Source organism: Rufibacter ruber, assembly GCF_001647275.1.
In the GTDB taxonomy this organism is placed as follows: domain Bacteria; phylum Bacteroidota; class Bacteroidia; order Cytophagales; family Hymenobacteraceae; genus Nibribacter; species Nibribacter ruber_C.
This window is the reverse complement of sequence record NZ_LRMM01000043.1, coordinates 28,974-41,252: the sequence shown is the minus strand read 5'-3', so window position 1 is coordinate 41,252 and position 12,279 is coordinate 28,974. Positions and strand designations below refer to the sequence as shown.

Here is a 12,279-nt window from a genome sequence, read left to right as displayed (position 1 = left end):
GGCTGTTTTTCAAAAAACAGCCCCAAAACAGAGGGGTGTACTACTATATACAAAGGTGTGACTTACTTGGTGACTTTAAGTTTTTTCACCTCCTGCTGCAGATCCAACACCAGCGAGGTAAGCTTGTCCAGAGAGATTTCCGCCATAGGGAAAGACGTACTGATATAGGCTTTTGCCTCCCACAGCTCTACCACATCTTCCAGTTTCACCTCATACGGCTCATAAATGGGGTTGTCTGAGTGCAGTCTCAGTGCAGTATGTTTCTCCTGCTGATAGATTCTCTTGAACACGATTCCTTCCTGCAGACTTACCACAATGCAGGGGGTTCCGTCTTTAATCTCCTGCCAACGCTCCACATAGCGGCCCACAATGACCGTTCCTGAAGGAATGGGCAGCATGGAGTCCCCCTTGATCTCAAAGGCGCGGTATGTGCCAGGGCCCTGGATCATGGGTAATCTGAACTTTGGCAGCTCCTCCATGAATTCTGGGTCAGAGTAGCCGTTCAGATACCCGGCACTGGCCTTGTACGGTACCAGCTCAATATTCTCCCGGTCCTGGGAGTCAACCGTAATAGACAGCACCCGCACATTTGATTTGTTCTTAGACGAACCAGATTGAAGGGCGTTGGGCAGGTCAGGGCTGATCAAATCATCTACCGGCAGGTTGAACACCTGGCCCATTTTCACCAGGGTTACCAGTTTAGGCTCAGCCCTGCCTTCTTCATACGCCCCAATCAGGGAACGCTTTATCTCCAGCTTCTCTGCCAGCTGAACTTGGGTGAGGTTGTGCTGTTTTCGTAAATATTTAAGGTTCGTGCTAAGCATGATCAAGTAGTCTATAGGTAATGATTAGTAAAAATACTAATTCTTTAGCACGAAACTAAATATTTTGGCATTCATTTAAAATAAAATTTTTCCTAGTTAGACAATTCCCTGCAGCCCCGCCCTCTCCTCCTAATAGGGCAAGGTTGAGTAGATTTTTAAAGGGATAGAAGCATCTATATAGTGCTATATACCTGAATTAAAGAGCAAATAGGCTATAAATCACTTCAGAAATAAATCAGTTTTATTTCAGTCCATATTGAACCATTACTGAAAAGGGGCGGTTACGAGACAAATAAGGAAGTGGTTTCAAATCCTTCTTTTATCCATGCTTTTTCTTTAACTATTAAAATTTAGTATATGAAATCAGGAAAGTTCAAGAAAGCAGTGTCGTTCTTCGCGCTTGCATCTGTGTTTACCATGGCGGGTTGCCAAAAGGACGAAATATTAGAAGAAGCTGTTCCCACTCCTTCTGAGCCAACGGCTACCTCCTCTGCCGTGGCAGGCAAATACATTGTGGTCCTGAAAGATGGCAGTACCAGCAGCGAAAGCCTCAGAGAGCGCGTGCTGGGTGCACACCGCATTAAGCGCGAAAGAATTAAGCAGGTTTTTGACGGTGCCTCAGACGGTTTTGCCGGCTCATTGTCCCGTGAAGAGGTGGAAGCCTTGAAAGCTGATAAAGATGTTGCCTACATTGAACCGGAGCAAGCTGTTATGCTCGGTAAGCCACTTAAAACTACTACCAATTCAACCACTTCTACTTCCTCTACTACCACCACCACCACAACTACCACGTCAACCCAAGAAATTCCATGGGGCGTTGCCCGGGTGGGATATGGAGACGGCACCGGTAAGACAGTTTGGGTTATTGACTCAGGCGTAGACACTGACCACCCTGATCTGAATGTGGACGTTGCCCGCAGCAAGTCCTTTATCTCTGGCGTTACGTCTGTAGAAGACGGCTACGGCCACGGAACCGGCGTTGCCGGTATCATTGGCGCCAAGAACAATAACATTGGCGTGGTAGGCGTAGCCGCCAATGCCACCATTGTAGCCCTGCGTGTGTTTGATGACACTGGTTACGGGACTTTGACCCGCATTTACTCTGCGTTGAACCATGTGTACAAAAACGGAAAGCCAGGTGATGTGGTGAACATGAGCCTAAGAGTAGACGGCTCTACCTTGTTAGATGATCTAGTGAAGAAGACAGCAGCCAGAGGCATCTACATAGCCATTGCGGCCGGTAACAGCTACATTGACTGCAAGAATGATTCTCCTGCCCGTGTAGTGGCGCCTAATGTGTACGTAGTGTCTAACATGGACTCATACGGTAAATTCAACTCCACCTCTAACTTCGGTACTTCCGTTAAGTTTGCGGCCCCTGGCACTGCCATCAGATCTACCAGCAAAAACGGCACTTACGCCAACGGAAACGGTACTTCCTTTGCCGCTCCGCACGTTGCCGGTATCTTAGCCTTGAACGGCGGCAGAGTGAATTCCCAAGGTACAGTTGTAGGTGACCCAGACGGCAAAGCCGATCCAATCGCCCTTAAATAATTAACATATCCCCCACAGAAAAGGCCCCTCTACCAGTAGAGGGGCCTTTTCGCGTTAATAGGTTTCTGTTAAAGAACCTTTCTGTTTTCGGCCTGTTTTCTGAAAAACAGCGAAAACAGAATCCAGCACTCACTTCTGATCTCTTTGAAAGGGGCTTTCAGTAAAGGGAATACCCTAAGTAGGTGAAGCTATTTCTGCCTGTGGCCAGAACCGTCATCCCTACTGTAAAGCTGTTAGGAGTTTATTGATTTTACCTAGGCGTGCGCCGCAAGAGGTACCTTAAGGTTGAAACGGCTTCCTGTTTCCGGGTTATTTTCTGAAAAACAGCCCAGAAACAGGAAACACCAGCCTACACTTTTACCCTTTCAAGCTCTTGGATTCGTAAAGGAGAAACCCTGTTCAGCTTCTGCTGTTTTATAAATTCTGCAGGAAGACCTCTAAAATTCCAGAGAAGCAGGGCGTGCCCATACCTGAAAAGCTTATCTATAGCCCGCTGTTCTTTCGTTAGGCTTTAGCCAGGGCGCCCTCTTCTTTGTTGAACCGGCCAATCCCCAGCCTAATTTTAAGATAGTCTACCTCGCCGTCCAGATATTCAAAGATGGGTTTCAGCGCCGCGGTTTGCTTGGTGGCAATAATGCCCTCCCGCACCCGTGAATACTCCCAGTCTGAGAGATAAGGCTTCAGATCCACCTCATACCCCTGCTGGTAAAGCGTGGCCAGATGTGAGAAAATAGTGGTGAGCTGCACCTGCCGTTGTTCTGAGATCTGCTCCGGGGTCTTGCCCTGCCGTAACAACTCATACGTCACCAGGTGGGTGGTTCCCTTCAGGCGGGCCTGCTGCTGCTCTGCCTGCTGCGCCAGAAAACTCAAGATGGCATTGATAAAAGTCTCGCCGTACTGCTCATACTTGGCCTGCGCCACCCCAGAGATAGCCAGAAACGCCATTTTATTGGTAGGCCGCTGCTCCACAATCTCCTGCAGGGTATTATCTGTGAAGACCACGTAGGGCGGAATGCTCCGTTCATTGGCCAGTTCCTTCCTAAGCTGGCGCAAGTGCTCAAACAGGGCATTCTCCACCGCACTCCTGGATTTCTTCTGACGCTTTTCCTTCTCCTCTTTGGGGTCTACCGGCTGGAACTTCACCAGCTCCACATTTTTGCCGTTGAACAGCACTTCCTTGCTCCCGTTGTTCAGTTTAAGGGCGCCGTGCTCCTCATAGGCAATGTCTAACATGCCCAGATTGATGAGCTGGTGAATATAGCGCTGCCAGTCCTGGGGAGCCACGTCACGGCCCACGCCAAAGGTTTTGAGTTTGTCATACCCCCGGCTCAGGCTCTGCTGGTTTCGGGAGCCCCGCAATATATCTACCACCTGGGCGGCAGACACTGACTCCTGGGTTCTGGCTACCGCCGAAAGAATCTTCTGCGCGTACTCCGTGCCGTTGAACGAAGTGGGGGGATTGTCACAGATATCACAGTTGCCGCAGTCTTTGGGATATTCCTCCCCAAAATAGTGCATGAGGGTTTTGCGCCGGCAACTGGTGCTCTCGGCAAACTGCTGCATCCGGTCCAACTTGGCATGCGCCAGGGCCTGCTCTTTGTTCTCCCCCTGGTTGATGATGTCCCGCAGGGTCATCACATCTGCAAAACTGTAAAACAGCAGCGCCTCGGCAGAGGCACCGTCCCTACCCGCCCGGCCAATCTCCTGGTAGTAGCTCTCCAGGTTCTTGGGCAGGTTGTAGTGAATGACCCAGCGCACATTAGATTTGTCAATCCCCATCCCAAACGCAATGGTGGCGCACATGATCTGCACGTTGTCCTGCAGAAACTTCTCCTGCACCCGTTCCCTGTCTCTGGCACTCATGCCGGCGTGGTAGTAGTCTGCGTTGAAGCCTTTCTCCTTCAGTTTATTGGCCAGGCTCTCAGTGGCCTTACGGCTCAGGCAGTAAATGATGCCCGGCTGAAAAGGGCGCTGCTCCAGAAAATCAAGAATAGCCTCCATGCGTTTCTGCCCCGGCTGCACCTGCAGGTAGATATTGGGGCGGTCAAAAGAGGAGATGAAGACTTTGGGGTCCTGGAGGTACAGCTGCGTCAGGATGTCACGCTGGGTGAGCCTGTCTGCCGTGGCGGTGAGCGCAATTACCGGTACCTCCGGGAACTGGAGCTTCAGGTTCTTGAGCTGCAGGTACTCCGGCCGGAAGTCATGCCCCCAGGCAGAGATACAGTGGGCCTCATCAATGGCGAACAGGTTTATTTTTAAACTCTTCAGAAAGGAGAAAAAGCCCGCTGACAAAAGTTTCTCTGGTGAGACATAGAGCATTTTAAGCTGGCCGTTGTAACACTGTTGCTCTACCAGCTGCTGCTCTTTGGCAGACTGCGAGCTGTTGAGGTACGCCGCGTTGACACCGTTGCCCAGCAGCGCCTCCACCTGGTCTTTCATTAGGGCAATGAGTGGGGAGACCACTACCGTTATTCCCGGCATTACCAACCCCGGCACCTGGTAGCACACAGATTTTCCGCCGCCCGTTGGCATAAGCACTACCGTGTCCCGTTTCGCCAGTACATGAGAGATTATCTCCTCCTGCCCCGGCCGGAACTGGTCATACCCAAAATATAGCTTCAGAACTTCCCGTGCTTCCCGTACTTCCATTTTTCACCTGTTTTCACAAAAATAAGCCAAAAACGGCTAATTTCCTTAGCAACCTTTCCTTAAAATAAGTCCCTCTTAGACGCGGGTGGGTTTTCCCTGCTGGCAGTACCAGATCTGAGGTTGAAGGCTTTTTCCTCTTGAAAGCAGCGGTGGGGAGAAAGTAGCGGGCAAAAAAATAGCCCGAATGACTTCGGGCTAAGGCAATACCTGCTAGCAGGAGTTAGCCGGTGATCAAGTCAATGATGTAGGTGACCACAGACAGAATCAAGCTGAAGATGATGGCGTTCAGGAAACCTTCTACCGAAAAGCCGTCTAAGATAAAGTCTGCCAAGTAAAGTATGATCGCGTTAATCACCAGCAGGAACAGCCCCAAGGTGAGAAACGTAACCGGTATGGTAAGAAAGATTAGAATTGGCCTTACCACCGCGTTCAGGATAGCCAGCACCAGGGCCAGCAGAATACCACTCACAATGCCTTCCAGCAGAATGCCCGGCACAAAATTGGCCAGCAAGAGAGCGGCAATCCCGGTTAGAATGATTTTTAAAATGAATCCCATAGTTTTATCTGAGTTAAAGCATGGTAGAAATTTCCTGTTTTCGGCCTGTTTTCTGACAATACTTCGGACAGTTTAGATGAGTAGAAAAAGTGCGTTAGTAGCGTTTGAGGGCATGTACAGGTTTAGCATCCAATGGTTTTTCTCCCTTTTGGGAAATACCTAACTGACATATAATTACTTAAACCCCATTTATAGCCTCTAAAGCCTCTTTTTGCCTTTTAGAATTGTCCGAAGTATTGCTGAAAAACAGGCCGAAAACAGGAAAACAGGTTACTTGTGGTCAGCCACCAGCCTCCCCTGAGATACGGCCATCCAGTTGCAGAGTTTGTAGAGCAGGCGCGCGCCTACGTTCCCGTTCCACTCGGTGTCACCGGGTGCCACTTCGCAGAGGTCAAAGCCAATGATTTCTCGGCCCGACTTCACCAGTGCCTTGATCAGGTAAACCGCCTCCTCAAACTCAAAGCCGCCGGGAACAGGGGTGCCGGTGCCGGGGCAGAGCTTAGGGTCTAAGCCGTCAATGTCAAAGCTGATGTACACCTTCTGGGGCAGCTGCGCAATGATTTTCTTGCATTGCTTGCGCCAGGTGTTGCCCTCGTACATCTTGGTTTTGATTTTGCTGTCATAGAACGTGGTGATACGGCCGTTGCTTTGGTCAACCAGCTCCGCTTCGCCCTGGCAGAGGTCTCTGATACCCACCTGCACCAGCTTTTTCACCTGCGGCAGCTTCAGGGCGTTGAACATGATGGAGGCGTGCGAATAGGTGAAGCCCTCATACGCATTCCTCAGATCAGCATGGGCATCTACCTGCAGAATGCCAAACTCCTCATGCTTCTGGGCCAGGGCATGCATGAAACCGAGGGGGGTGCTGTGGTCTCCTCCTAAAACCCCCACCAGCTTGCCTTTGTCCAGGTACTCCAGGGTGGCCTGTTTAGACCACTGCAGCAGCTCCTCCCCTTTCTGGTTCACCTCCTTAATGGTCTGCTGAAACTGCTCTTCTGTGCCTTGCACGCTGCCTTCCAGCCAGCCAATATAGGCTTCTGTCTTTTCCCGGAGGCGTCTGCTCTCCTGCGCCCATTCTTCTGGCACTTCTGGCATGTGAATGCCCAGATGCCAGGCATTTTGCAGCTCAGGGTCAAACAGGTCCAGCTGCGGCGAGGCGTCCCGCACGGCAGCAGGGCCCTGGGCGGTACCGGCGTTGTAAGAGACGGTGACTTCCCACGGAATTGGAAATACCACCACCTCAGACTCCTCCTCCGTAAAGGGCAACCCGAAGAGACCGCTGCCCACCTCCCCCACTCCGTTAGGATCAAAAGACGTTAATTTGGTGCGTTTAGAATCGCACATTGATGGTTGCTGAAAGTCCATGGTTTAGGCTTTTGAAGAAAGTAAGTCTTTAACAAAGTTTGGCAGCGCAAAGGCAGCCGTATGGATGTCTTCATTGTAATAGCGCAACCCTTGTGAGCGGGAGAACGCCGCCGCCGCCGTCTGGTCAAAGTTCTTAGGCTGCACCTCTCCTTTAGAACAGAAAGAGAAGCTCCAGGTACCGGTTGGGTAGGTGGGGATGGCCGCCAGGTAGCAGTGTACTTTCTCTGCGCCAAAAATGCTTTTGTAAGTGTCATAGATCTCTACAAACACCTTGGTGTTGAAGCGCGGCGACTCACTTTGTGTGATCATGATTCCGTTAGAGGTCAGGCAGCGGTATACCTCAGCGTAGAAAGCGGCCGTAAAAAGGCCTTCGCCCGGGCCTACCGGATCTGCTGAGTCTACTATGATCAGGTCAAAGGCCGCATCTGGACAATCCTGGATGTATTGAATACCGTCTGCCACCAGCAGGTTCAACCGGGGGTGGTTGAAAGCGCTGGCGGTCTCAGGCAGGTGCAGTTTGCAGGCCTCAATGACCAGTTCGTCAATTTCTACCAGTACCACCTCTTCTATAGCCTCGTGCCGAAGCAATTCGCGAACGGTTCCCCCGTCTCCCCCGCCTATCACCAGGGCTCTTTTCACATTCCCATGACTGAAGACCGGTACGTGGGTAATCATTTCATGGTACACGTATTCATCTTTCTGGGTGCACATCACCATACCATCCAGGGTGAGCATGTTGCCGTAAGCCAGCGTCTCAAACACCTCCACCTTCTGGTACGGGCTCTGCTTTTTATATAGCTGGTTGCCTGAATGCTTTAGCGAAAGGGCAATGTTCTCGTCCCGCTCGGTAAACCAGACATCACGGGTAATGGTAGGGATGGGCGCCACCACCTGGCCTGTGTCCCGGGACTCTACTGTGAAATCTGTTCGCTTGAGCAGACTTTGCTGCCCCCGGCGGCACTCCATGGAGGAGCCGTGGCTGGCTTTGAAGGCTTCTTTCAGAAAATTATAGGAAACCCACGGGTCTACGGTCTCCCCACAGGTAAACAGGTCAACTGCGGCATACCCGTACTCTGGCCAGGTGTGAATGGCCAGATGGCTTTCCTGGATCACCACCACGCCAGAGACGCCATAGGGGGAGAAGTGGTGAAACGTACTGTTGATGACGGTGGCACCTGCGGTTTCAGCGGCTTCTACCATGCTGTTTTCAATGTGCACCACATCATTCATTAACTCCGGGGAACAGTTGTAGAACTCTACCAGGATGTGTCTTCCTAAGGCGTCCATAAGCGGTTATTCAGTTACTATTTATATTTCAGACGCGCAAAACAACAAAAAAGATACTGGAATGAAAAGTTACCCGCCCCCGGCGTTTTAGGGCTGTTTTTACAAAAACACGCCTACGCCGGAGATCAACTATTATGTAAATGAAAAGAGCCGCTGGGGGCGGCTCTTTTTCTATCATAAGATAGTTGAACGGGAGTATTTTCTACTTGGTAAGGAAATTATAGGACCTGATGATCTCCAGAATTTTAATAAAGGTGTTGGTATCAAAGAACAGCAGCAGCGGCAACTCCACCAGTTGTGAGTTATGGGTGAACTGTGTGATGACCGTAAACACCAGCGGTTGGAAAAGCGGGTGGTCAGTGAAAATATCACGCAATGACATGGCAATGTCATGTTTGGGTGCCACCGGCGGCGAGCCGTAGATATTTGACTTGAGGATATTGGCCAGCTGGGTCACCAAGGCGCCGGTGATGATGTTGCTCACCTCCAGCAGCAGGGACTCCTGCATCTCTGTGAGCGGTTCACCTGGCGTTAATTTCATTCCCAGGCAAACTTTGGAAAGCTGCTCTATATGGGCATCAGAGAAGAGCATAAGGGTGGCCCCGTTCAGTTCCCCTTTTATATCTGACTGAATAAACGTGTGCGTTTTCTCATAGGCCCGTACAATTTTCAGGAGTTCCTCGGCCTCCATCAACTGCAAGTCCGGCACTTTGAGGAGTACCCGGTCTTTGGCAATGACTGCAAACGAATCTGCCGCCCTTGCTAAGCCTATGTTGAGAATCTCTTTGATGATATCCCGCTCTAGTTCATTTACTTGAAGCTCCATAGCTGGCTCTTAATTTAATGTTTCCTACCGCACTTATCTCCTGGCAATAAAATAACGGGTGATAGCCGCCACATCCAGCACCAGGCACACTTTGCCTGAGCCCAACAAGGTTACCCCCGCATAAATTTCAATCGTATTCACTGGTTTGCTTAAGGCTTTGATGACAATATCCTGCTGTCTCAGCAGTTTATCAACAATCAAACCCAGCTTACGGTTATTGTAGGTCACAATAATGATGTTCTGCACATCACCCTCTAACTTAGACTTCTTACCGCTGTATTCATGTAGCTCAGAATTAAAGAGCTCCTTCAGGTACACAATGGTAATGGTCTCCCCATTGATATCGGCCACCAGCAGGTCGCCCACCTCATGCAGCTCTACAGATGGCAGCGCCACCACTGAGTCTGTATGCATCAACGGAATAGCATAGAAGTTTTCTTCTACCTGGCACAGCAGCGCCCCTTTAACGGCAATAGAGGTAGGCAGGAAAAGGGTGAAGGTGGTGCCTTCGCCTTTTTTAGAGTCTACCCGTATTCTTCCGCCAATGGAGTCAATGGCATTCTTCACCACATCCAGCCCCACCCCGCGCCCTGACACTTCTGTCACTTCTTTGGCCAGTGAAAACCCCGGTTCAAAGAGATAAGAAAGCACCTCAGACTCCCGCAGATCCTCAGCGGCCTCAGCCGGCAAGAAACCGCGCTGCACAATGGCCTTCCTTACTTCCTGCTGGTCAATGCCCTTGCCGTCATCGGTCAGTTTCAGAATAACCGTGTCACGGTCATTCTGGGCAGAAAGGAAGACATTGCCCTGCGGCGTCTTCTTCAGTTTCTTGCGCATGTCTGCTTTCTCAATCCCGTGCGAAATGGCGTTCCGCATAAGGTGCAGCAGTGAATCTGTGATGATCTGCAGGATATTCCGGTCAATCTGAATGTCCTGCCCTGAAATCTCCAGGTTGATCTCCTTCTTCTCTGCCACGGCTATGTCCCGTACTATACGCGGAAATTTGTTAAACAAAGAACCCACGTTCACCAGACGGGCATCCATCACACTGTACTGCAGCTCATCTGTGATGCGGTACAGGTGGGCGCTTACGTTTTTCAGATCCTCATTGTCCAGCTCCTTGCTGATGGAGACAATCCGGTCCCGGTCAATGATCAACTCGCCCACCAGGTTCAGCAGGTGGTCCAGCTTCTTTATCTGTATATAAATCAGGTCAGAGAGCGAAAGGTTTTTAGAAGTATAGTACTTCTGCACCTTTGACAGCTCTGCCGTATTCTCTGAAATTGAATTGACAATGATGTCCAGGTTGCGGAGCAGGGCCGGGCTTGGCTCCACCTCTTTGGGGCTGTCAATGTTGGTGATCATCTCACCCAACATATCAATGCCATCAAAAAGCACCGTCACCACCTCATCACTAAAATTCAGCTCCTTGTTCCGGATCAACCCGAAAGCCGTCTCCAGTTTATGGGACACATCTGCAATAGAAACATACCCAATGGCCTTTGCGTTGGCCTTCAGGTTGTGCAGCAGCCTGAAGATCTCAGCCAACAGCTGTTCATCTTCAGGGCTTTTCTCCAGATCACTAATGTGCCGGTTCAGCGCATCATAGTATTCGAGAGCCTCAGCTATAAATATCTCTTTATATTCCTGATCCCTCGATTTCATCCTGTCAAATTACAATAGAGCCCGTGGCTCAGGTGTCTATCACTCACAAATCTATTGATGATGGTATTTATCTGCCCCAACGGGAAAACCCCATTCACCACCCCGCGTTCAATCGCATTCTTGGCCATCCCGAAAATAGAGGACGTCTCTTCATTCTGCGCAATCACCACTCCGCCATTCTCCTGAATGGCACAGGCCCCGGCAGAACCGTCTTTTCCCATGCCGGTCATAATCACCCCCAGCACCTGCGCCCGGGCACAGGCGGCGGCAGACTGCATGAGCAGATCCACAGAAGGTGACTCCACAGCAGTGGCCGGCATAATTTCCAGGAAGAGGCGGTTTGGCCTGAGCGGCGTACGCCTAACCAGCATATCCATTCCTCCCGGAGCTATAATGATGGTCTGCGGGGTAACAGCCATGCCTTCATAGCCTTCTTCCACGCGCCAATGCGTGAGTTTCTGCAACCTTCTGGCCAGACGTTTGGTGAATTTCTCCGGCATATGCAAGGCTACCAGCACTGCTGTTGGCTGTACTACTTCTAACTCTCTGATCAAACATTCAACCGCCTTTGACCCACCGGTAGAAGCCCCTATCACCACCAGACGAAGCGGTTTATTCAGCGCAGAATAAGAAAATAAATCAACTGCTGAAGTAGAAGTGGGCATAGAAAAATGCTCCTTCCTTTTCTCTTTCCTCAAGCCGTTTTGGCTGCCTGTGAACCTTCCCCCAAACTCCTTTAGCTTAGCCATCAGCTCCTCCTTATATCCGGGGCGCTTTTTGCCATTCCTCACAGCTTCCGGCTCTGATTCCTGAAACGCTTTCACGTTTGAGGCAGGATGGCTTTGGAGCGCCATTTCAGCAGACACCAGCAAAAGCAGGGAAGATTCAGTAGTTAATACCGAAGTAAAAGAAGGTAAATGTCCGCTCAAGGTTAAGCCGCTATGCGTCACAATCACATCAGGCTGGTAGGACATTGCCTTGGTCAGCAATTCATCTCTGGACTGGGCAGTATCTACCACCTCCAGATTGGGATCGGCATTGATCATGCCCAATAGCACCAATCTGGAGCGTACAGATGCGTCTCCAATCAAGACTCTGATTTTACGTGTAGGCGTTAGCGGCACTGGTTTGTGGCGGTACTAAAATGAACTGTTATTCTTCTTTGAATGCATTGGTCAATGCCTCCAACACTTTGTCTTCAGAAAAAGGCTTGATAATGTAATGCAAGGCCCCGTACTCAGCGGCTTCATTCATGATGACTTCCTGCCCCACGGCGCTTACAATTACCACCTTGATCTCTGGGTTGTCTTGTTTGATGCCCTTTAATACATCAAGCCCGGTGTTATCTGGCAAAATAACGTCTAAGGTAACCAGATCCGGAACCTTGTCGCGGGCCATTTCCAGGGCAGTCTTACCGTCTGGTGCCTCGCCCACTACATCATAACCCGCATCCAGCAACATGTTTTTAAGCATAGTGCGCATGTAGAACGAGTCATCTACAATCAGTATTCTTTTTTTCTCAGTAATTTCCATAATAGTCTAGTTCAGAAATA

At 50.3% G+C, this 12,279-nt stretch carries 10 protein-coding genes; 1 reads left to right on the top strand and 9 read right to left on the bottom strand.

The features are described from left to right. Positions 1-62: 62 nt before the first annotated feature. Positions 63-824: a helix-turn-helix domain-containing protein gene (locus A8O25_RS15130; protein WP_066836377.1), complete on the bottom strand. Its 762-nt coding sequence runs from the start codon at positions 822-824 to the stop codon at positions 63-65. A 357-nt stretch (positions 825-1,181) separates the two neighbouring features. Here A8O25_RS15130 and A8O25_RS15125 point away from each other — a divergent pair, with 357 nt between their 5' ends. Continuing rightward, entirely contained in the window at positions 1,182-2,378 is a 1,197-nt protein-coding gene (locus A8O25_RS15125; RefSeq protein ID WP_066836359.1) for a S8 family serine peptidase, read from the top strand. A 504-nt stretch (positions 2,379-2,882) separates the two neighbouring features. On the opposite strand, the gene recQ is transcribed toward A8O25_RS15125, so the two are convergent. The 8 genes from recQ to A8O25_RS15085 all read right to left on the bottom strand — a co-directional run bounded on the left by recQ (position 2,883) and on the right by A8O25_RS15085 (position 12,259). Then, the gene (gene recQ, locus A8O25_RS15120; protein ID WP_066836357.1) at positions 2,883-5,027 is read right to left on the bottom strand and encodes a DNA helicase RecQ; all 2,145 of its coding nucleotides are present in this window, start codon (positions 5,025-5,027) and stop codon (positions 2,883-2,885) included. Between the two features lie 220 nt (positions 5,028-5,247). After that, positions 5,248-5,583: a phage holin family protein gene (locus tag A8O25_RS15115; protein ID WP_066836356.1), complete on the bottom strand. Its 336-nt coding sequence runs from the start codon at positions 5,581-5,583 to the stop codon at positions 5,248-5,250. 270 nt (positions 5,584-5,853) lie between these two features. Further along, positions 5,854-6,948, bottom strand: a complete 1,095-nt coding sequence (locus A8O25_RS15110; RefSeq protein WP_082893674.1) for an agmatinase family protein — start codon at positions 6,946-6,948, stop codon at positions 5,854-5,856. Positions 6,949-6,951: 3 nt separating this feature from the next. Then, complete coding sequence (gene speE, locus A8O25_RS15105) at positions 6,952-8,235, bottom strand: polyamine aminopropyltransferase (RefSeq protein ID WP_066836352.1); 1,284 nt, start codon at positions 8,233-8,235, stop codon at positions 6,952-6,954. A 202-nt stretch (positions 8,236-8,437) separates the two neighbouring features. Beyond that, entirely contained in the window at positions 8,438-9,061 is a 624-nt protein-coding gene (locus A8O25_RS15100) for a chemotaxis protein CheC (protein ID WP_066836350.1), read from the bottom strand. A 33-nt stretch (positions 9,062-9,094) separates the two neighbouring features. Then, positions 9,095-10,726: a chemotaxis protein CheA gene (locus tag A8O25_RS15095; protein ID WP_066836348.1), complete on the bottom strand. Its 1,632-nt coding sequence runs from the start codon at positions 10,724-10,726 to the stop codon at positions 9,095-9,097. Next, positions 10,723-11,850 (bottom strand): chemotaxis protein CheB, encoded by a 1,128-nt coding sequence (locus A8O25_RS15090; RefSeq protein WP_153042768.1) that lies wholly within the window; start codon positions 11,848-11,850, stop codon positions 10,723-10,725. Before A8O25_RS15090 ends, A8O25_RS15095 begins: the two co-directional genes overlap by 4 nt. 28 nt (positions 11,851-11,878) lie before the next feature. Then, positions 11,879-12,259, bottom strand: a complete 381-nt coding sequence (locus A8O25_RS15085; protein ID WP_066836342.1) for a response regulator — start codon at positions 12,257-12,259, stop codon at positions 11,879-11,881. Between the last annotated feature and the right edge of the window lie 20 nt (positions 12,260-12,279).